Source organism: Ruegeria sp. CE8 (assembly GCF_056537465.1).
Genome location: NZ_JBQFRP010000002.1, coordinates 402,876 through 423,149, shown reverse-complemented (window position 1 = coordinate 423,149; position 20,274 = coordinate 402,876). Strand labels below are relative to the sequence as shown.

Below are 20,274 nucleotides of genomic sequence, written 5' to 3'. Positions count from 1 at the left end.
TCATAGGAGGGTTCCGATATGACACACTCTGGTATTGGTTTCAGAGCATTCACGTTGGCCGTTGTTGCGTCCCTGGCGATGGCGTCGGCCGCGATGGCGGATGACAAGAAGAAAAAGAAAACCATCGAAGGCGCGCTGATCGGCGCAGGCGTGGGCGCACTGGTTGGTGACGGCAAAGGCGCTGCAATCGGCGGTGTGGCCGGTGCTATCATCGGACATAACTGGAAGTGATGGCGATGCGGTTTATCAAACTCAGAATGTCCGCTTGTGCCGCAATTCTGGCGGCTCCGTGTATGGCCACAGCGGATGACGCGGCTGAACAGATGGTACAGGAGGCTTTGCCTGTGATGCACTATACCTGCGCCTCGATTGCTGAAGAGGCGGATGGTGACGAAGCCTTTGTTGTTGCTGTCGTCGGAAAGATGACGGCCCTCTCGCTCTACAATCGCCAGATCAATATCGAAGATCATGCGATCACGGATGAGGAAAAGGCCCAGCTGCGTGAAGCATTCATAACCGCGCTGTCAGAAGGATGCGCCGCGGATAAGGATGCCCTTTTGGGCGGAGTGGTGGATAACGCAGTGAAAACAACGCTGGGATTTTGAACGCTCAATAATGCGGCGGGCGTTCATCTCCGAATACGACCCCGCCTGATCCTTCCTGCGCCCGTTCGGCCTCACGCTGCAGTAACATCTCGACCCGGCGGGTCAGGCGGTCGATTTCGCCTTGCTGGCGGGTGACGACTGTGTTCAGTTCTTCAACCGTGCGGGTCAGGTGGGCGATCTGTTCTTCCAGATGCTGCATTGGCGACTCCTGTGTCTTGTGCTGGTCATAGCGACCCTGTGACGCCGTGGCCAGCGAAAGCGCGCCTTGCCCCGATGCGGGCCATGGGATAGACCGCGCGCGGAACATGACCCGTGAAGGACGCCCCCGATGGCCAAGCCCAAGAAACAGCCCCGCCCTAAGGCAATTACGCCCAAAGGGTTCCGCGACTATTTCGGCCAGGAAGTCACGCAGCGCACCGAGATGCTGCGGGCTATTGCGGACGTCTATCATCGTTACGGGTTCGACGCCCTGGAAAGCAGCGCGGTGGAAACCGTTGAGGCGCTGGGCAAGTTCCTGCCCGACGTGGATCGCCCGAACGAAGGCGTGTTCGCGTGGCAGGAGGTCGATGAGAATGACAAAGGCGACTGGATGGCCCTGCGGTATGACCTGACCGCGCCGCTGGCCCGTGTTTACGCGCAGCACCGCAACGACCTGCCGACGCCCTATCGCCGGTATGCGATGGGTCCGGTCTGGCGCAACGAAAAGCCGGGGCCGGGGCGCTATCGTCAGTTCTATCAGTGTGATGCGGATACGGTGGGTACGGCTTCGATGGCCGCAGACGCCGAGATTTGCGCCATGCTGTCAGACACGCTGGAGACCGTCGGCATCCCGCGTGGCGACTATCTGGTTCGCGTCAACAACCGCAAAGTTCTGAACGGCGTGCTTGAGGCGATGGGTCTTGGCGAAGACGCTGCCGCCCGCGACAACGTCCTGCGCACCATCGACAAATTCGACAAGGTGGGTAAGGCTGGCGTGCGCGAGTTGCTGACCAAGGGCCGTCTGGATGCGTCCGGCGCGTTCATCGATGGCGTTGGGCTCAGCGACGACCAGGCAGAGCCGGTGATTGCTTTCCTGACCTCCAAGGCTGCGGATGCGGCCGGAACGTTAGCCAACCTGCGCGCCGCCGTCGGCGACAGCAAGATCGGTGCGGACGGGATTTCCGAGCTGGAACAGATCGGCACCTTGCTGGATGCGGGCGGCTACGGCGCGGACCGGATCGAGATCGACCCTTCAGTCGTGCGTGGATTGGGCTACTATACTGGTCCCGTCTACGAGGCTGAACTGACTTTCGAGATTTTCGACGAGAAAGGCCGCAAGCGGCAGTTCGGTTCGGTTTCGGGTGGTGGGCGTTACGACGATCTGGTCAAGCGGTTCACCGGACAAGAGGTGCCCGCGACTGGCGTCTCCATCGGTGTTGACCGTCTGCTGGCCGCCCTGCGCGAAAAGGGTCGGATCGCCGCACAGGCCACCGGCCCTGTGGTGGTCACCGTCATGGATCGCGACCGCATGGCCGACTATCAGGCGATGGTGGCCGAACTGCGCAACGCAGGTATTCGGGCCGAGGTGTATCTTGGTAACCCCAAAAACTTTGGCAATCAGTTGAAATACGCGGACAAGCGGAACTCTCCGATCGCAGTGATCGAAGGTGGCGATGAAAAGGCCAATGCGATCGTGCAGATCAAAGATCTGATCCTTGGCGCGAAAATCGCCGAAAGCGCCACGCTGGAGGAATGGAAAGAACGTCCCAGTCAGTTCGAAGTGCCGCGCGGCGATCTGGTCGCCAAAGTGCGTGAAATTCTGGACAGTCAGGACTGAGCCATGGCCAACCGTTCTCAGATACAGGCCCGCGCCGCGATGATGCGCGTCCGGTTCGAGGCCGCAGGGGCGCAGGTCGTGGATACGCCTTTGCTGCAACCGGCGGAAATACTGCTGGACCTCTATGGTGAAGACATTCGTGCCCGTGCTTATGTGACGTCGGACGCCTTGCGCGGCGAGCAGATGCTGCGCCCCGACTTCACGCTGCCGGTTGTGCAGATGCACATGAACGATGGGGCCGAGCCCGCGCGCTATACCTATTCGGGCGAGGTTTTCCGGCGGCAGGAGCACGACCCGGACCGGTCCAACGAGTACATTCAAGTCGGGTACGAGGTCTTTGACCGTGACGATCCGGCCGGGGCGGATGCCGAGGTGTTTTCGCTGTTTGCCCTGCAATTGCGTGGGCTGCCCCTGCGCGCCGCCACCGGCGATATCGGCATTCTGACTGCGGCTGTTCAGGGTCTTCGCACCACGGATCGCCGTAAAGCTGCTTTGATGCGCCACCTGTGGCGTCCGCGTCGGTTTCGTATCCTGCTGGATCGCTTTTCGGGGCGAAAGCCCGAACCAGAAAACCGCGCAAAACTGTTGGACGCAGAAGATCCGATGCGTGTCGACGCGCCGTTGATCGGCAAACGCCGTGCGGCCGAGATTGAGGCCCGTATCGACGCTTTGCGCGAAGATCGCGAGACGCCACCGATTTCGGATAGCGAACTCGCGGGGCTCGAGTCACTGTTGGCGGTGCGGGAAACCATGCCCTTTGCTCTTGAACAGTTGCGGGACGTCGCGGTTGATCTGCCGCAGATCACGCCGGCGCTGAACCGGCTCGAGGCCAGAATAGCGGCCCTGCAGGCGCGCGGCGTGGATGTCGAGACGCTGGATTTCGAGGCCGCCTATGGGCGCACGTCCATGGAATATTACGACGGGTTTGTTTTTGGGTTCTATGCCGAGGGTCGCCCGGACCTGCCGCCGATTGCCACCGGCGGTCGCTATGACGCGCTGACGCGTCAGTTGGGCAACGGGGCGGAAATTCCGGCCGTTGGTGGGGTTCTGCGCCCCGACCTGATGCTGGAAATTGAGGAGGATGCGCAATGAGCCTGAAACTTGGCGTGCCCTCCAAGGGCCGGTTGATGGAGAAAACCTTTTCGTGGTTCGAAAAGCGCGGTATCACCTTGTCGCGCAGCGGATCAGACCGGGAATACGCTGGTAAGGTCGAGGGGATCGATGGCGTCTCGTTGATCTTGCTGTCCGCCGGGGAAATACCCCGCGAACTGGCAGCGGGCCGCATTCATATGGGTGTGACCGGGACAGACCTGGTACAAGAGAAACTGCCACGCTGGGAGCAGCAGATTGAGGAAGTTTCACAATTGGGGTTCGGCAAAGCCGATCTGATCATCGCGACACCCGCATGCTGGGTCGACGTGGAAACCCTGGATGATCTTGATGCCGCGGCTGCGGCGTTCCGCAAAACCCATGGCCATCGTTTGCGTATTGCGACCAAATATCACCGACTGGTGCGAGAGTTTCTGATTGATGCGGGCGTTGCCGATTACACACTGGTTGACAGCCAGGGCGCGACCGAAGGCACCGTGATGAATGAAACCGCCGAGGCGATTGCCGATATCACATCGACAGGTGAAACCCTGCGGGCCAACCACCTCAAGATCCTGTCGGATGGTCTGATCCTGCAATCGCAGGCAACGCTGTGGCGTAGCCGTGTAGCTGATTATGATGCGGGTGATAAAGAGATTCTGACTGAACTCTTGGATCGGCTGAGCTGATTACAGCACGCCGATCTCGGCCAGCGCGCGGTTCAGATCATCGGGTAGAGAATCGTCCTCTGCCCTCCCTTTAGGAAGGTCGGCGGGAGTATCCTCGGGTTTCAGATATCTCCAACCCTGGAATGGGCGTTTCAAAGCGTTCTGGGTGCGGTGCACCTCTGGGTCCAGCACGATGGCGCAGCGGCGGATGCCGTCTTCGCCGCGCACTTCGTCCAGCCGCAGGATCTTTTGGCGACATTGCACGACGCCCTTGATCACCCAGTAGATTGATCCGCCGTTCAGAATCTCGGTTTCACGCTTGGGCCACATGCGGGTGACGTGGCGCGGGCACCCGTCCTCATAGAGCGGCTTACGGCTGTCCTGCCACGCGATCAGCGTCTCGACGCTTTCCGATCCGACCGAAAGTTTTATGAGGTTTACGTACTTATCCACAGCTTTCCCACAGAGTCGTCCCGAGGCTCATCTTTATATTGTAGCTCTCTGGTGGCTGTCATCAAGGTGTTGTGGTGCGCATGTGAATTGGGATAGTCTGGATACCTCTTTCAAGACAGGGAATCACCAATGAGCCGCTTTGCCGCCCCCATCGCCGAGCAGATCTGGGATATGAAATACCGTTTCAAAAAGGCGGATGGCACGCCCATCGACCAGACTGTCGAGGACAGCTGGCGGCGCATCGCACGCGACCTGGCGCGGGTGGAAAAGGACCTGGGTCATTGGGAAGAAAAATTCTACAAGGCGCTTGAGGATTTCAAATACCTCCCAGCCGGGCGTATCACTGCGGGTGCGGGCACGGCACGGCAGGTGACCCTGTTCAACTGCTTCGTCATGGGCACCGTGCCCGACAGCATGGGCGGCATCTTCGATATGCTGAAAGAGGCCGCGCTAACCATGCAGCAGGGTGGGGGGATCGGTTATGATTTCTCGACCATCCGCCCACGTGGCGCGGATGTAAAAGGGGTGGCGGCAGATGCCTCGGGGCCATTGTCGTTCATGGATGTGTGGGACGCGATGTGTCGCACCATCATGTCCGCAGGCTCGCGCCGCGGGGCGATGATGGCAACCATGCGCTGCGACCACCCGGATATCGAATACTTCATCACCGCCAAATCCGACCCGGCCCGCCTGCGCATGTTCAATATGTCGGTGCTGGTGACGGACGCCTTTATGGAGGCGGTCAAGGCCGATGGCCCGTGGGAGTTGGTGTTCGGTGACAAGGTCTATCACACCGTTCAGGCGCGTGATCTGTGGAACAAGATCATGCAGGCAACCTATGACTATGCCGAACCGGGCGTGATCTTCATCGACCGGATCAATCAGGCCAACAACCTCAGCTACGTGGAAACCATCGCGGCGACGAACCCCTGTGGCGAGCAACCCTTGCCGCCTTATGGCGCCTGTCTTCTGGGCTCGATCAATATGGCGCGTCTGGTGGCTGAGCCGTTTGAGAAGGGCGCGCATCTGGACGAAGCCGTGATGCAGGACTTGGTCGCCACAGCCGTTCGGATGATGGACAACGTCGTGGATGCATCGAAATTCCCGCTACCCGAACAAGCCGCCGAGGCGCAGGCCAAACGCCGTATCGGTTTGGGTGTGACCGGGCTGGCGGATGCTCTGCTGATGGTGGGTCTGCGTTACGGTTCGGACGAAGCGGCGCGTCAGACCGAGCGCTGGTTGCACGCGATTGCCCGCGCCGCGTATCTGGCGTCGGTTGACTTGGCAAAGGAAAAGGGGGCGTTCCCCTTGTTCGACGCCGAGAAGTATCTGGCCAGCGGCACCATGCAGCAAATGGATGACGACGTGCGTGACGCAATCCGCGAACATGGCATCCGAAATGCGCTGCTGACGTCGATTGCGCCCACTGGGACGATCTCGCTTTATGCCGGTAACGTTTCGTCCGGGATTGAGCCGGTGTTTGCCTATGCCTACACACGGAAAGTGCTGCAGAAAGACGGTTCACGTACGGAAGAGGAAGTCGTGGATTACGCCGTGCAAATGTGGCGCGACAAATTTGGCGACAAGGAATTGCCGGATTACTTTGTCAACGCACAGACCCTGTCTCCGTCCGATCATGTCAAGATGCAGGCGGCGGCGCAGAAATGGATAGACAGTTCGATCTCGAAGACGATCAATTGCCCCGAGGACATCAGCTTTGACGCCTTCAAGGATGTCTACATGCAAGCCTGGGATCAGGGATGCAAAGGGTGCACCACCTATCGTCCCAATGATGTGACCGGATCGGTCCTGACGGTGTCGGAGAGCGATGACAAGGCACCGGGGGAAAGCGCCGATGCCCCGCATGAGGTGGATGGCGGAGACGTGATTTATATGTCCGAGCCATTAGATCGCCCGCAATCTCTGGAGGGGTCGACTTACAAGCTGAAATGGCCCGATAGCGAGCACGCGATTTACCTGACCATCAACGACATCGTAATCGGCGGTCGCCGTCGTCCGTTCGAGGTGTTCATTAACTCCAAGAACATGGAACACTACGCCTGGACATTGGCGCTTACCCGGATGATCTCGGCCGTTTTCCGACGGGGTGGAGACGTGTCCTTTGTTGTCGAAGAGCTGAAGGCGGTGTTCGATCCACGGGGCGGTGCGTGGGTTCAGGGAAAATACATCCCTTCGATTCTGGCCGCTATTGGTGGCGTGATTGAACAGCACATGATCAATATCGGCTTTCTCGAAGGCGAAGGCATGGGGCTGAAATCCGATCCACAAGCTCAGGTCGTCAACATGGACGCACCACGCGGTAAGGCCTGCCCGTCTTGCGGCCAGTTTGACATGGTGATGATAGAGGGTTGCATGACTTGCCGCAGTTGTGGGTACTCAAAATGTGGTTGACGACTCTGTCGTTTTCTCCCTAGGGTTGTATAAAGTGCCGCCGGAGTCTCATTTTAAAATGACTCTCCGGCAACATTTTCGTGATTGCTGCATTTCCGTCTCTTTTCCGACAGAATCTGCCCTGATAAGAATAGCCCAGTGAGCAGTGATTTGTTGAAAGGTACAGGCGGGCACAATGAGAGCCGGGCATAGCGGTCGTATAGCCATTTCGTGGACGCAGACAGAGTTGGATGGGCTTGAGGCGGCGCCTCAGTCTTTTTTGAAGGTTGGTGCCGCGTGGTCGTGGCGTGGACAAGTACATTCGTTGGCTGAATCCTCCCCACAAAGTCTAGCTCTATCGGGGCAGGCCCAAGAGAACACCGCAAAAATGTTGAAGAGCTTAGTGCCTTCGCTGGAAGCGGCTGACGGCGCGATGGGTGTTGTCGTTCTGACCAACGGAGCGCAAACGTTTACAGCGCACCTGTATTTGGTTACCGGAGAAGCGGACCCTGTCCTGGTTTTCGAAGACGGATGCCCTGTCCGTGATCAGGATTTCTGGATCGGCGCGTATACCGAATTTGAAGATCAAAGCGATTCGCTTCAGCTGGATCGAACTGTCGTCACATTCCCAACACGGGCGCGAGCCGATGAAGGCTGGGGAAAATCGGCTGATCGTCCTGCCGTTTGTGCCAGGACCATGGCGGACTGAGCGCACGAGCCGATCGGTTCTTTGATCATTAGCAAAACTTCCCAAGCCGTGTTGACTCTGCCAGTTCTGCGGATATAAGCGCGGCTTCATTGGTGTTGGTGGCCCCCGCAAGGGGATGCCTGTCATGGGGGAAACCTCAAGAGGACAACGCCCTTCATAGTGGCCTGCACAGGCCTCGACCTAAACGAAGGAGATCAGCCGTGACCAAACGCACGTCTGCCAAGTACAAAATCGACCGCCGGATGGGCGAAAACATCTGGGGTCGTCCGAAATCCCCGATCAACCGTCGTGAATATGGCCCCGGCCAGCACGGTCAGCGCCGCAAGGGCAAACTGTCGGACTTCGGTCTGCAGCTGCGCGCCAAGCAGAAGCTGAAAGGCTACTACGGCGACCTGACCGAGAAGCAGTTCCGCCGTATTTACGCCGAAGCCGAGCGTGTCAAAGGCGACACCGGTGAAAACCTGATCGGTCTGCTGGAGCGCCGCCTGGACGCTGTTGTTTACCGTGCCAAGTTCGTCCCGACCGTGTTTGCTGCACGTCAGTTCGTGAACCACGGCCACGTCAAAGTGAACGGCAAGCGGGTCAACATCCCGTCCTACCGTGTCAAAGAAGGCGACGTCATCGAAGTGCGCGACAAGTCCAAGCAGCTGGCTGTTGTTCTGGAAGCTGTTGCTCTGGCCGAGCGTGATGTTCCTGACTACATCGACGCCGACCACTCGAAAATGACCGCGACTTTCGTACGCGCACCGGGCCTGGGCGATGTGCCTTACCCGGTCATGATGGAACCGAACCTGGTCGTCGAATTCTACGCGAAGAACTAATCTTCGCCGATCCGGCCGAAATTCAGAGCCGCGCTTCCCAGCGCGGCTCTTTTTCTTTCATCCCAGCAAAACGATGACCGATGCTCCGGTGCTGCGGCGCAGATCGTGAAGCTCTTTCAGGTCCGGGTCGTTGATCCAGCCAAGGGCCGCGTCCTTGTCCGGAAAGGACAGTAGGGCAGCAACGTCAGGCAGATCGGGTGTGCCGTCCAACGCCGTTGTTTCGGTAGTGGCCTGTTCGACCTTGCCGCCGTGACGGGCCAAGGCAGGGCCTGCCTGCTCGCGATAGGCGACCAGAGCGTCGGGGTTCTGCACTGTGAGTTTGGCGTATGCGTAGATCATGGTTTTGGTCCTCATTTGTGTGACGCAAAACTAAGTCTCGTGCCGGTTGGCGAAAATGCGTGCTTTTGCATTCATCATATGCAATTTTGCACGCATGAACATTCACTGGGATGACTATCGCGCAGTTTTGACAGTTGTGCGCAGGCGGACCTTGTCCGCTGCTGCCGAGGATCTGGGGGTAAACTATACCACCGTTGCGCGCCGCATTTCCCGGGCAGAGACCGCGACAGGAGAGGTGTTGTTCGAAAGATTGGCTGACGGGTATCGGCCCACTGAAGCGGGAAAACTGGTTGCCCGCCATGCGGCCGAGATGGAGATCGCAGAGCATGCCATGCTGCGCGGGTTATCCGGGCGCGACCAAAAGCTGGAAGGAGAGTTGACGCTAACCGCGCCCCAACTGCTGATCGCCCATGTATTAGCTCCGGTTTTGGATGCGTTCAGCAAGAAGCATCCAGACGTCACTTTGCGGGTCCGAGCAGCGAACGAAATCCTCGACCTCAACAAGCGTGAAGCCGATATCGCCATCCGTATCAGTCGCAATCCCGGCGATTCCTTTAAAGGGTTGCGCCTGGCGGAACAACATGCGGCCAGCTTTGCCACACCAGAACTGGCCGAGCAAATTGCCAATGATCCAGAGGGCGTCGTGGATTGGTTGGCTTACGAACGCCGACAGGACCTGCCTGAACATGTACGCACGTCACGCCCCGGATCCCGTATCAAGATGCGGTTCGATGACATGGTCGCAATGGCCGCCGCTGCACAGGCCGGGTTGGGCGTGGTCAGGATGCCCGTGTTTCTGGGGCGGTCGCTGCCGGGGCTGGTTCAGGTGCCCGAGTTTCAAACGCGACCTTACGCGGATATCTGGATCGTCGCGCATCCGGATGTCTGGCCTTCAGCCAAACTTGAGGCGTTTCGTGCCATCGCCGTTCCATTCTTTCGCGAAAAACGCCCAATGTTCGTGGCCTGATCAAATCGGCAGTGGGCGCCCTTCGGCGATGGCCTCCATCGCGAAATAGGACGTCACGCTGTCCAGTTCTACTTTGTCGATCAGTCGCTGATAGACCTTGTCATAGGACGCCATGTCCTGCGTAACGACTTTCAACTGATAGTCATAGTCGCCGCCGATGCGGTGAAAATCCACCACTTCGGGGATCGTCAGAACATGCCTTCGAAAGGCCTGCAGCCACTCTGCCGAATGGTGCCGTGTGCGCAGCATGACAAATACAACGAGGCTCAGCCCCAGCTTTTCACGCGCGATCCGTGCGGTCGAGCCGATAATGACCCCATTCTCATTCAAGGCTTTCAGGCGTCGCCAGCAGGCGTTCTGCGATAACCCAACCCGATCCGCCAGCTCACGCTGAGACAGGGTGGCGTCTGTTTGAAGCTCACGAAGGATGCGCTTGTCAATTTGATCTATTTTTTCATCCATTCCGAAGCATATGACACAACATTTTGGAAATCCATCCAAAGAAAGGTGAAGTTTCCCCACCGTGCATCAATCATATTTGATAGTGCAATACGGAGATTTAACCATGACCTTGTCCAAATTTCGCGCAGACCTCCAATCCACCACTCGCAATTCCACCCTGCGCGATGGGCTGATCGGAGAAAATGTTCTGATCCCCGGTCTGAATGGGGACGTGCCGCTGGTTTACGCGGATTACGTCGCTTCGGGTCGTGCGCTGCAGCAAGTAGAGGATTTTGTTGCCCATGAGGTGCTGCCTTTCTATGCCAATAGCCACACCGAAGCCTCCTATTGTGGGTCTTTCATGACCCGTCTGCGCCGCGAAGCGCGCGCAGAGATAGCCCGCATTGTTGGAGCGAACGAAAAGGACGCGGTGATCTTTACCGGTTCCGGCGCCACTGCGGGTCTTAACCGGCTGGTCAGTTTGATGGGAGTTGAAGGGGCTGACCGGCCGGTTGTCTTGATTGGACCATACGAGCATCATTCGAACATTCTGCCGTGGCGTGAAAGCAAGGCGCAGGTGATCGAAATCCCCGAAGCACCTGAAGGTGGCGTCGATTTAAAGGCGCTGGAAAAAGCATTGGTTGAAAACGCCGGTTCCGATTTGATCATCGGGTCTTTTTCAGCGGCGTCCAATGTGACCGGCATCATCACCGATCCGGATCCGATCACCCGCCTTCTCAAGTCTCATGGTGCTGTTTCGATCTGGGATTACGCCGGGGGGGGACCTTATCTGCCGATGGACATGGGGCCAGAGGGTGCGCGCAAGGACGCCATCGTTGTTTCCCCTCACAAGTTTCCGGGCGGCCCGGGCGCATCCGGAGTGTTGATCGTCAACGAGAACGCGGTGCGGCGCACATGTCCCAGCTGGCCCGGCGGTGGCACTGTCAGTTTTGTTTCGCCCTGGCGCCATGACTACAGCGAAGATCTGGCAACGCGCGAAGAGGCCGGAACGCCCAACGTCATCGGTGATATTCGCGCGGCGCTTGCCTTCATCGTCAAGGACGTTGTCGGTACCGATGAGATCGCCAAACGCGAAGCGCGATACAACGAGATGGCATTGAAAGGGTGGGGCGACAATCCGAACCTGACATTGCTGGGCACAGACAATCCGCACCGTTTGCCGATCTATTCTTTCCTTGTGCGGGACAATTCCGGCAAGCCTGTGCACCAGCAACTGTTCACCCGGATGCTCAGTGACATCTACGGTATTCAGGCGCGCGGTGGTTGCGCTTGCGCCGGGCCATATGCGCACCGCCTGCTGGAGATTGACAAGGAATCGTCCACGGAGCTTCACGCGGCTTTGGCCGCAGGGGAAGAGATGAAGAAACCGGGATGGGTCCGCCTGAACTTCTCTTACCTGATGAGCGAAGAGACTGTTCAGTTCATCATCGACAGCGTCAATGAACTGTCCCACCGGACTGAGGAATTCACGCGCTTTTACAACGCGGACCCGGCGACCGCCCGCTTCAAGGCGGCGTGACGGAATTGCCGCTTTTCTCAATCCGTTGAGACAGGTATGAGAGGCTCCAACAACGGAGCCTCTTATGAACAAGATCACCCCACAACCCGGCATTATGGACATCGCGCTCTATCAGGGCGGCCAGTCGCATGTGGCCGGGGTGGAGCATGTGATCAAGCTCAGCTCGAACGAAAACCCGTTCGGCCCCAGCCCCAAGGCGATCGAAGCTGTTCGGGAAAGCGCGGTAACCCTGCATCGTTACCCCAGCACCGATCACGCCAGCTTGCGAGCAGCGATTGGTGAGTGTCACGGGCTAGACCCGGCGCGGATCATCTGCGGCGTCGGCAGTGACGAAGTGCTGCAATTTATCGCTCAGGCCTATGCGGGGCCGGGGGATGAGGTGATCTATACCGAGCATGGGTTCTCGATGTACCCGATCATCGCGCGCATGGCCGGCGCGACGCCCGTTATGGTGGCCGAACGCGCGCGCCATGTGGACGTCGACAACATTCTGGCTGTCGTGAATGGCCAGACGCGTATCGTGTTCGTGACCAACCCGGGCAACCCGACCTCGACTATGATCCCCGAGGCGGAACTGGTGCGACTGGCCGAGGCGCTGCCGCCGACTTGCCTGATGGTAATCGACGGGGCCTATGCCGAGTTTGTCGATGGGTTCGACGGTGGCGCGTCCTTGGTGGACCGGTTTGAAAACGTGATCATGACCCGGACCTTTTCCAAGGTGTACGGCCTGGGCGGGATGCGTGTCGGCTGGGGCTATGCTGCGCAGTCGATCATCGACGTGCTGAACCGGGTGCGTCAGCCGTTTAACCTATCTTTGACCGCGTTGGCAGCGGCAGAGGCCGCTGTGAAAGACGTGGAGTTTCTGTCTTTCTGCCAATCCGAAAACGCGCGTTTGCGGGTTTGGTTGTCAGAGGAATTGGCCAAGATCGGAGTGCCTTCGGACGCGTCCTGCACCAATTTCATCCTCGCCCGCTTTGCCGATCAGGCCGAGGCCGAGGCCTGTGATGACTTTCTGAAGACCCAGGGTTTGATCGTGCGCCGTGTGGCGGGCTACAACCTGCCAAACGCCCTGCGGATCACCGTGGGCGATGAAGAAGCCTGCCGCCGCGTTGTTGCGGCCATCACTGCGTTCAAAGGGGGCGCCGCATGAGCCAAGTTTATGATCGTGTGGCCTTGATCGGGCTGGGCCTGATCGCCTCGTCCATGTTCTGGGCCATCAAACGCGCAGGACTTGCTGGCGAAGTGACCGGCTATGCCCGGTCCGAGGCAACCCGCGAGACCGCCCGCCGGATCGGCCTGTGCGACCGCGTGTGTGACACCGCGAAAGAGGCAGTCGAGGGCGCCGACCTCGTCGTGCTTTGTGTTCCCGTGGGCGCAATGGGCGCTGTCGCCCAGGATATTGCTCCGGCCCTCAAACCGGGGGCCACGGTGACCGATGTAGGTTCGGTTAAGCGGCATGTCATCCAAGCTGTGACTCCGTATATTCCCGAAGGTGTGCATTTCATCCCCGCGCACCCATTGGCGGGGACCGAACATTCCGGCCCTGAGTCCGGCTTTGCCGAGCTGTTTGACAATCGCTGGTGCCTGCTGGTGCCGGTCGAAGGCTCGGACCCGGATGCAATCGCCCGCCTGCGTGCGCTTTGGGAGGGCATGGGCTCGAACGTGGATGAGATGGATGCGGATCACCATGATCTGGTTCTTGCCGTCACTTCGCACGCGCCGCACCTGATCGCTTACACGATGGTTGGCGTGGCCGACGATCTGCGCCGGGTGACGGACACCGAAGTCATCAAGTATTCCGCAGCTGGTTTCAGGGACTTCACTCGTATTGCAGCCTCGGACCCGACTATGTGGCGAGACGTGTTCCTGACCAACAAGGACGCAACGTTGGAGATCCTCGGCCGGTTCACCGAAGAGCTGTTTGCCTTGCAGCGCGCGATCAGAACAGGTGACGGCGAGCAATTATTCGACTATTTCACTCGCACACGCGCGATCCGGCGCGGAATCATCGACGCCGGGCAGGACACGGACAAGCCCGATTTCGGACGGGGAAAAACGAACCCATGAGACACGGCTGGAGAACCTTTCTGATCGGACTGGCGGCAATTTGCGCCTCATCTTCTCAGGCCGGCTCTCCAGAGCGCTCTCTGTTCCCGGTTTCGCGCCCCGGCACGACTCCAGTAGTTGAGGCCGTCGCTTTCCTAAGTACCGCGCCGCAGTTGGCGCTGCCAAACACGCGACCTGAGTTGCGTCCGGTTTCACCGCAGGTGCTGGCCGTTGCGGCCCGCCCAGCCGAATTGCCGCTTCTTGGCCCCGACACCTCTCTGATGCCTTACCTGCGGCCCAAATCTCTGGAACAGGAGGCTCTGTTCAAAAAGCGCAAACTGCGCAAGGGATCTGTCTGCGGTGATATTGATATTCAGGGCAAGGCGGTGGGCAAGGTGCCGGGCAAGATAAATGCCTGCGGTATCAAAGACGCTGTTCAGGTCACCTCGGTGTCGGGTGTCACGTTAAGCCGGCCATCCACGATGGATTGTGGTACGGCAGTCGCGCTGAACAATTGGGTCGAGAAGACGGTCAAGCCGACGTTCAAGCGGCGCGGGCCGGTGGTCGAATTGCAGGTCGCTGCGCATTACGCTTGCCGGACGCGGAACAACCGCAAGGGTGCCCGCATTTCAGAGCATGGGAAAGGCCGGGCAATCGACATCTCGGCCTTCAAAATGGCGGATGGAGAGGTCGTGACGGTCCTGAATGGCTGGCGCAAAAATCCGTCGCAAAGCCAGTTGACCAAAGTCTGGCGCGGGGCATGTGGCCCGTTTGGAACCGTTTTGGGGCCGAATGCCGACCGCTACCACCGCGACCATTTCCATCTGGACACGGCCCGCCACCGCCGCGGTCCATATTGTCGTTAGCGCAGGATCAGACGCGGGGCAGGCCCAAGGGGCAATGGACCGAGTGCCACGAAGCCGTCCCGAAAGTTCAACTGCAGGTCCAGCGCATTAGGATTGCCGCCTAGCCCGGCCATGAAATTCAGCGCCCGCGTAACAGGATCAACGGCCTGATCGGGCAGAGCACCCGCTGCGTTGGCCATGGCAATCATATCCCGCCAGTTCTCGGCCTTGACTGCGATTTCACCGGTGGGAATGCCCTGAGCGTCCACATCCAACTGACCCGCCGCAAACAGGCGCAATTCGCCCCACTTGATCTCGGCCAGTTGCAGATCGATCTTCACCGGTTGCGGTCTGCTCTGTTCCAGAGCCGTTCGATCCCAGGCTTTGTCGAACGTGACCGTCATGTCCATCTCAAGCGTTTCAAACGCTTGAGGCAGAGTTGTGGCCGAACGCATTAGCTCCCGCAGATTGTCCCCCGGCGTGAACCCATCGATCCTGGCGCCGACTGCATATGCCTCGGGAACGGATGTCTGCTCCATGACCAACGTTAGCGTGTTGCCCCCCGCCAAAGCTTCGGCATCGTCTGTGATCGACCACGGACCCGCGGTCAGCGCCATCTTTTCCAGTACTAGCGCGACACCCGGCTGCAATTGCAACTCGGCCTGCAGATCACTGGCTTCGATGGTCGCGGTCTGGTCGAAATACGACAGGCGTTGTGGCGTATCCGCAAAGCGCAGCACCTGCCGTCCGGGCCAAATCGCGGGGCTTTGGAACTCGATCCAGTCTGCGCTCCAGGCCGTGCCATTCACAGGATCGGCCAGTGCCGGGCTGTTCAGACGCGTAACGTGGTGAAACGGATACCCAGCGGTCGAGACATCCGAAAACTCCGCCTGCCATCCTCTTTCCTGCTGATTGTCGAACCAGGTGGTGATCGCGTTTCGCAATCCGAATCCGGCGACGAACCAATAGGCGCTCCAGACAACCGCCAATAAAATGATTACTCGTATAAGACCGCGCATGGCAGTTGGCCCTTTTTCCCGCGTTGAATTTGATGTTTATAGACGCAAACGGGCAAGGACCAGAGCTATGACGATGTGGGTTTTCGGATATGGATCGCTGCTGTGGAATCCGGGTTTTCCCGTGGCCCGCAGTGAACACGCGACATTGCAGGGCTATGCGCGCTCCTTTTGCATGAGCTCGATCCACCATCGCGGAACCGAAGAACACCCCGGTCTTGTGCTGGCGCTGGACGAACAGGCGGATGTCAATTGCCAGGGTCTGGCGCTTGCGGTCGAGGCGGGTCACGAAGACCGAACATTGCATGAGTTGCGCGAGCGTGAACTGATTTCTTCGGCCTACGTCGAAAAGATGCTGGACGTGCGTCTGGACAATGGCGAGATCGTTAACGCCGTGACCTACGTGATAGATGCAGACCATGTGCAATATTGCGGCGGTCTGCCACTTGAGGAGCAGGCACAGATCATCGCTCATGCGGTTGGTGGGCGCGGGCCGAATAAGGAATACCTGTATAATACTGCCGAACATCTGGCCGAGATCGACCTGCGGGATCCTGATCTTGAGTGGTTAGCGCAACGGGTGCGCAGCATCACCGCATAAACCCTTGGCGTCACCGGCTGATTTTCGCTAGATTCGGGCAAGAGCAGGCAAAATCAGGATCAACGCGCATGGCGCAGGCACATCAGGGCGCGAGACCCCATTTCTCGCATCCCATTCGTCAGATTGTGATGATGTTAGTCGCAATTGGCCTAGCGGGCTTGGGCGTCTTCATGGCGTTGCCCTATGTCATGCCGGTTTTTCAGGCAAACCCGTACCTGAACGGCTTTATCATTCTGGTGTTTGTGATCGGCGTATTCGCCTGTTTCTATCAGGTGACGCAATTGATCGGTTCGGTCCGCTGGATCGAGGCCTTTGTCGGCGGAGTCGTCCGCGAAGATGACCGTACGCCCCAATTACTTGCACCGCTGGCCTCGTTGTTGCGGGAGCGGGGCGCGCGGTCGCAGATCAGTTCAACGTCCACACGCTCGATTTTGGATTCGGTCGCGGAACGGGTTGAAGAAGAGCGTGAGATCACGCGCTATATCACGAACGTGCTGATTTACCTTGGCCTTTTGGGCACGTTCTTCGGTCTGGCAACCACGGTTCCAGCCATCGTCGATACGATCCGCAGCCTGAACCCGCAAGAGGGCGAAGAAGGACTGGCCGTGTTCAACCGCCTGATGGTCGGGCTTGAGGCGCAGTTGCAAGGCATGGGCGTGGCGTTCGGCTCATCCCTTTTGGGTTTGGCCGGATCATTGATCGTCGGTCTTCTGGAACTGTTTGCAGGCCATGGGCAAAACCGGTTCTACCGAGAGCTTGAGGAGTGGTTGTCCTCGATCACTCGGGTCGGCTTTGCCGCAGGCGATGAGGGCGGCGCGGAAATCGCTGTGCTGACGCCCGTTCTGGATGCCATGTCCGAACAGATGGATGCGCTACAGGATCTGTTCTCGGCGCAGGAGGCGGACCGGGCTACGGTTTCGTCCAAGTTGGGTCAGTTGGCTGACGCGATTGGGGAAATGAATATCCGGCAGTCCGATAGCGAAGGTGTAACGGCCGCGCTGGAACGCGTAGCCCTTGGGCAGGATGCACTACTGGATCATATGCGCGAACAGGGCACCGGTGATGGCATCGACGCCGAAAGCCGGATGCGCCTGCGATCGATGGACGTGCAGCTGCTGCGCATTCTCGAAGAAATTTCGGCTGGTCGGCAGGAAAGCATGAGCGAGATGCGCAAAGATATCGAATTGCTGGTCAAAGCCCTGACATTACCTCGAGGCGCCGTTCGCACCGCTCCGGAAGGAGAGTAACTTATGGCTCTGTCCCGCCGCACAGGTCAGCGTTTTCAAGGATCGGTTTGGCCGGGCTTTGTTGACGCGATCACAGGGCTGTTGATGGTGCTGACCTTTGTGCTGACCATCTTCATGGTGGTTCAGTTCGTGTTGCGCGAGACCATCTCCGGACAAGAGGACGAACTGACCGCGCTATCCGATGAGGTCGCGGCGCTGGCAGGGGCATTGGGTCTGGAAGAGCGTGAAAACAGCCGGTTGCAGGCACGTCTCGGGGCGTTGAACGCAACCCTGTCGCAAACCGAGGATACACTGGCGCGGGCCGAGGTTGATCTGGCCCTGTCACAGGCGCGCATCACCGATTTCGAGGCGCAGGTTACCGCACTGCTGGCAGATCAGGAACGTGCGCGCGGTGCAATCGCCACTTTGGAATCTCAACGTGCGGAATTGCTGGATGAACAGCAGGCGCTGAATCTCGCATTGGCGCAAAGTCGGGCCGAGATCGACGAGCAGACCGAAGCTGCGCGGCTTGCTGCTGCCCGGCGTGAGGCGTTGGAAGCTTTGGTCTCGGACCTGGAGCAAAGCGAAGCGTCACAGGCCACACGGATCGGAGAGCTGGAGGAACAGCTGAGCGCGGAAGAGGCCGCTAAACTGGCCGAGGCCGCCGCTGCCGAAAACCTGCGTAACCGACTGCAAGATGCCGACGCTGAACTGACGGCCATGACGCTGGCTTTGGAAGCACAGCGTAAAGAAGCCGAGGATACGCTGACATTGCTAGCTGCCGCGCGTGCGGCCAAAGCGGAGCTTGAGCGCCAGTTTGGTGCGTTGAATACCGAAGAGTTGCTGGACCAGCTACAGGCCGCACTTGCCGCACAAACTGAAGCACAGGCCGAAGCGCAAACCCAGCGATCGCTGGCGGAAGAGCGTTCGGCCCTATTGGCTGTTGCCCGCGATGCGATTTCTGCCGAGAAGGAGATTTCCGCCGAAGCGCAACGCGAAACTGCATTGCTGAACCAACAGATGGCTGCGCTGCGCCAACAGCTGGGCGGGTTGCAAGCGATTCTGGACGACTATGAAGAACGCAATGCCGCCGCCGATATCCGCATTCAGACACTGGGTCAGGACCTGAACGCAGCGCTGGCCCGCGCGGCCTCGGAAGAGCGTCGCCGCCGTCTACTGGAAGAGGCCGAACGCGCACGGCTGGAGGCCGAGGCCGAAGCTCTGTCCGGTCAGAACGAGGAACTGGCTGCTCAAGCCGAAGATCTGCAGCGCTACCGCTCGGAGTTCTTTGGCCGTCTACGTGATGTCCTGGGGGATGAGGAAGGCGTTCGGATTGAAGGTGACCGCTTTGTGTTCTCGTCGGAGGTTCTGTTTGACACAGGCTCGGCCGTGTTGTCACCGATTGGGCGGCAAGAGGTTGCCAAAGTGGCCAACATCCTGCGTGGCGTGGCAGCCGAAATTCCCGAAGGTCTGAACTGGGTGATCCGAGTCGACGGTCACACGGACAACGTGCCGCTGGCCGGATCCGGGCGATACCGCGACAACTGGGAACTGAGCCAGGGCCGGGCATTGTCAGTTGTGCGTTACATGGTCGACGCGCTGGGTATTCCGCCCAACAGACTGGCCGCCAACGGGTTTGGTGAGTTCCAGCCTGTCAATCCGGCGGATACGCCGGAGGCACGGGCGCAGAACCGGCGGATCGAGCTGAAACTCACCGAAAGGTAACAGCATACTTGTTAACCACGTCAGGTTCTGGTCAGCGCCGCCCGAACCGAAAGCTGTCGTCTGGCGTACCGGCAAAGCAGCGCGGCACGACGGGATAAGTCTCGGTCAGGAAATAGGCGTATGTGCCTGAGGGGTATTCTGGCGATACCGTGAAGGCCCCATTGCACGCGTCCAGATTTCCGGCGCCAGCGACATACACGTAGTCTTCATTGAACGTTCCGTCGTGCTTTCCGTCAGGTGCGCTGCCGCCGGGGCGATTGCCGCTCTTCAAACGATAGGATGACGTCATTTGCGTCACAGTCCCATTCACGACACCAGTCATTGCGTAAATCGGGAAACCGTCTGCCGCATAGCCGATCAGCGGCGAATGACGGTTTGGCGCATAATCCAACAGTTCGACCAAACCTGTGGGAATGCCGTGGTAATGGTATTTCCCGTTGGGTTGCACATGGGCATAGTTTTCGTCGAGCCCCAGAGCGACTGCGCCACCCAGCGCATTGTACGACCAGCCCGAGCGAGGGTTCCCCTGCCAAAACTCGGCGGCCAGCGGGTCAAACACGACCCCGTTCAACGACACGCCAAAATTCCACCCCAGATCAAGCGGCGAGATAGACCCATTGCGTTTAGGGTTGGCAGGTATCTTCAGATTGACCTTTTGCTCGGAAATCTGGTGGGGATTCCCCCGGTTTGGGAACTTGCCTACCAGGTGATCCGGAATGCCATTGGCCGAGACACGCAAATTGGTTCGGGACTCCTTTACCTCCGAGCGGCTGATCCCGGGGTCGACCGTTGCCGGTTGCAAGGCCAGCGGTCTGGTTTCCGTTTCATCGTGATAGCGAAACCTTTGCTGAGCGGTCGCTATGGCGGCAACGGTGGTAAGGGCGAATGCAACGCTCCAAACGGTTATGATTTTGGTCATGAAAATCCCCTGTGCGGTTCGACTATAAAATTGACACGCGCTGTGCTTGGGATTCCG

22 protein-coding genes are annotated in these 20,274 nt (G+C 58.9%); 16 read left to right on the top strand and 6 right to left on the bottom strand.

The window, feature by feature from the left end:
• Window positions 1-18 precede the first annotated feature (18 nt).
• Window positions 19-231, top strand: coding sequence for a YMGG-like glycine zipper-containing protein (locus ACR0AA_RS05060; protein ID WP_480662129.1), 213 nt, complete (start codon window positions 19-21; stop codon window positions 229-231).
• Between the two features lie 5 nt (window positions 232-236).
• Window positions 237-605, top strand: a complete 369-nt coding sequence (locus ACR0AA_RS05055; protein ID WP_480662131.1) for a hypothetical protein — start codon at window positions 237-239, stop codon at window positions 603-605.
• Between the two features lie 4 nt (window positions 606-609).
• Here the strand turns inward: ACR0AA_RS05055 and ACR0AA_RS05050 are convergent, their stop codons facing one another.
• Window positions 610-804, bottom strand: a complete 195-nt coding sequence (locus ACR0AA_RS05050) for a SlyX family protein (protein ID WP_170573549.1) — start codon at window positions 802-804, stop codon at window positions 610-612.
• 129 nt (window positions 805-933) lie between these two features.
• On the opposite strand from ACR0AA_RS05050, the gene hisS reads away from it, so the two are divergent.
• From hisS to hisG, 3 genes are read left to right on the top strand one after another with little or no spacing between them, the layout of a single operon-like run.
• Entirely contained in the window at window positions 934-2,421 is a 1,488-nt protein-coding gene (hisS, locus tag ACR0AA_RS05045) for a histidine--tRNA ligase (protein WP_480662133.1), read from the top strand.
• 3 nt (window positions 2,422-2,424) lie between these two features.
• On the top strand, window positions 2,425-3,513 hold the full coding sequence (locus tag ACR0AA_RS05040; protein ID WP_480662135.1) for an ATP phosphoribosyltransferase regulatory subunit: 1,089 nt from the start codon (window positions 2,425-2,427) through the stop codon (window positions 3,511-3,513).
• Window positions 3,510-4,199, top strand: coding sequence for an ATP phosphoribosyltransferase (hisG, locus tag ACR0AA_RS05035; protein WP_480662137.1), 690 nt, complete (start codon window positions 3,510-3,512; stop codon window positions 4,197-4,199). The genes ACR0AA_RS05040 and hisG overlap by 4 nt, the downstream gene beginning before the upstream one ends.
• On the opposite strand, the gene ACR0AA_RS05030 is transcribed toward hisG, so the two are convergent.
• Window positions 4,200-4,631, bottom strand: a complete 432-nt coding sequence (locus ACR0AA_RS05030; RefSeq protein WP_480662139.1) for a DUF1489 family protein — start codon at window positions 4,629-4,631, stop codon at window positions 4,200-4,202.
• Window positions 4,632-4,760: 129 nt separating this feature from the next.
• On the opposite strand from ACR0AA_RS05030, the gene ACR0AA_RS05025 reads away from it, so the two are divergent.
• From ACR0AA_RS05025 to rpsD, 3 genes are all read left to right on the top strand, one after another.
• Window positions 4,761-7,043: an adenosylcobalamin-dependent ribonucleoside-diphosphate reductase gene (locus ACR0AA_RS05025; protein ID WP_480755555.1), complete on the top strand. Its 2,283-nt coding sequence runs from the start codon at window positions 4,761-4,763 to the stop codon at window positions 7,041-7,043.
• A gap of 367 nt (window positions 7,044-7,410) precedes the next feature.
• On the top strand, window positions 7,411-7,731 hold the full coding sequence (locus tag ACR0AA_RS05020) for a hypothetical protein (protein ID WP_480755554.1): 321 nt from the start codon (window positions 7,411-7,413) through the stop codon (window positions 7,729-7,731).
• A gap of 200 nt (window positions 7,732-7,931) precedes the next feature.
• A complete protein-coding gene (gene rpsD / locus ACR0AA_RS05015; protein ID WP_170763724.1) occupies window positions 7,932-8,552 on the top strand; it encodes a 30S ribosomal protein S4 in 621 nt (206 codons plus the stop codon).
• Between the two features lie 57 nt (window positions 8,553-8,609).
• Here the strand turns inward: rpsD and ACR0AA_RS05010 are convergent, their stop codons facing one another.
• Window positions 8,610-8,891 (bottom strand): DUF1330 domain-containing protein, encoded by a 282-nt coding sequence (locus tag ACR0AA_RS05010; protein WP_480662144.1) that lies wholly within the window; start codon window positions 8,889-8,891, stop codon window positions 8,610-8,612.
• Window positions 8,892-8,946: 55 nt separating this feature from the next.
• Here ACR0AA_RS05010 and ACR0AA_RS05005 point away from each other — a divergent pair, with 55 nt between their 5' ends.
• Entirely contained in the window at window positions 8,947-9,858 is a 912-nt protein-coding gene (locus tag ACR0AA_RS05005; RefSeq protein ID WP_480755553.1) for a LysR family transcriptional regulator, read from the top strand.
• On the opposite strand, the gene ACR0AA_RS05000 is transcribed toward ACR0AA_RS05005, so the two are convergent.
• Window positions 9,859-10,320, bottom strand: a complete 462-nt coding sequence (locus tag ACR0AA_RS05000) for an Lrp/AsnC family transcriptional regulator (protein ID WP_480662148.1) — start codon at window positions 10,318-10,320, stop codon at window positions 9,859-9,861. It abuts the gene before it with no gap.
• Between the two features lie 103 nt (window positions 10,321-10,423).
• On the opposite strand from ACR0AA_RS05000, the gene ACR0AA_RS04995 reads away from it, so the two are divergent.
• From ACR0AA_RS04995 to ACR0AA_RS04980, 4 genes are all read left to right on the top strand, one after another.
• Complete coding sequence (locus ACR0AA_RS04995) at window positions 10,424-11,839, top strand: aminotransferase class V-fold PLP-dependent enzyme (RefSeq protein ID WP_480662150.1); 1,416 nt, start codon at window positions 10,424-10,426, stop codon at window positions 11,837-11,839.
• A 64-nt stretch (window positions 11,840-11,903) separates the two neighbouring features.
• Entirely contained in the window at window positions 11,904-12,989 is a 1,086-nt protein-coding gene (gene hisC / locus ACR0AA_RS04990) for a histidinol-phosphate transaminase (protein WP_480662152.1), read from the top strand.
• Window positions 12,986-13,906 (top strand): prephenate/arogenate dehydrogenase family protein, encoded by a 921-nt coding sequence (locus ACR0AA_RS04985; protein WP_480662154.1) that lies wholly within the window; start codon window positions 12,986-12,988, stop codon window positions 13,904-13,906. Before hisC ends, ACR0AA_RS04985 begins: the two co-directional genes overlap by 4 nt.
• Window positions 13,903-14,751, top strand: a complete 849-nt coding sequence (locus tag ACR0AA_RS04980; RefSeq protein ID WP_480662156.1) for an extensin-like domain-containing protein — start codon at window positions 13,903-13,905, stop codon at window positions 14,749-14,751. Before ACR0AA_RS04985 ends, ACR0AA_RS04980 begins: the two co-directional genes overlap by 4 nt.
• Here ACR0AA_RS04980 and ACR0AA_RS04975 read toward each other — a convergent pair.
• The gene (locus ACR0AA_RS04975; protein WP_480662158.1) at window positions 14,748-15,749 is read right to left on the bottom strand and encodes a DUF2125 domain-containing protein; all 1,002 of its coding nucleotides are present in this window, start codon (window positions 15,747-15,749) and stop codon (window positions 14,748-14,750) included. The two genes, ACR0AA_RS04980 and ACR0AA_RS04975, sit on opposite strands and share 4 nt — an antisense overlap.
• 67 nt (window positions 15,750-15,816) lie before the next feature.
• Between ACR0AA_RS04975 and ACR0AA_RS04970 the strand changes: the two genes are divergently transcribed.
• The 3 genes from ACR0AA_RS04970 (at window position 15,817) to ACR0AA_RS04960 (ending at window position 19,298) form a co-directional block, all read left to right on the top strand.
• The gene (locus ACR0AA_RS04970) at window positions 15,817-16,347 is read left to right on the top strand and encodes a gamma-glutamylcyclotransferase (protein ID WP_480755552.1); all 531 of its coding nucleotides are present in this window, start codon (window positions 15,817-15,819) and stop codon (window positions 16,345-16,347) included.
• 68 nt (window positions 16,348-16,415) lie between these two features.
• On the top strand, window positions 16,416-17,594 hold the full coding sequence (locus ACR0AA_RS04965) for a biopolymer transporter ExbB (RefSeq protein ID WP_480662162.1): 1,179 nt from the start codon (window positions 16,416-16,418) through the stop codon (window positions 17,592-17,594).
• Window positions 17,595-17,597: 3 nt separating this feature from the next.
• Entirely contained in the window at window positions 17,598-19,298 is a 1,701-nt protein-coding gene (locus ACR0AA_RS04960) for a peptidoglycan -binding protein (RefSeq protein WP_480662164.1), read from the top strand.
• Window positions 19,299-19,329: 31 nt separating this feature from the next.
• Here the strand turns inward: ACR0AA_RS04960 and ACR0AA_RS04955 are convergent, their stop codons facing one another.
• Window positions 19,330-20,217: a YHYH protein gene (locus ACR0AA_RS04955; RefSeq protein WP_480662165.1), complete on the bottom strand. Its 888-nt coding sequence runs from the start codon at window positions 20,215-20,217 to the stop codon at window positions 19,330-19,332.
• Window positions 20,218-20,274 lie beyond the last annotated feature (57 nt).